The organism is Halorubrum sp. SS7 (assembly GCF_005435055.1).
Lineage (GTDB): Archaea > Halobacteriota > Halobacteria > Halobacteriales > Haloferacaceae > Halorubrum > Halorubrum salinarum.
The window spans coordinates 1-224 of sequence record NZ_SGXV01000697.1; the positions used below are offsets into that span (position 1 = coordinate 1).

At 69.6% G+C, this 224-nt stretch carries 1 pseudogene; it reads right to left on the reverse strand.

Annotated elements, in window-relative coordinates:
* Positions 1–224: pseudogene (locus tag EXE44_RS19630) on the reverse strand (hypothetical protein); the annotation flags it as partial.

The following is a 224-nucleotide window of genomic DNA, read 5'->3' on the forward strand; positions in this document are numbered from 1 at the left end:
TTCGCCTCCGTCGTCGGGTCAGAGTACTCGGCGAGCCGTTCGTAGGGACCGTCGTCGGCGTCGCCCGCGCCCTTCGTGACGGCCTTCTCGTACCGGAGCGTGTTGCTCACGGTGTCCGCGAGCCGGTCGATGCGGTCGTCGTCCGCGACGGCCGCGACCCGCTCTAAGACGGCCTCGAGCGGGCGTCCCTTGCGAGGAACCGCGACCGGAACCGGATCTGTCAT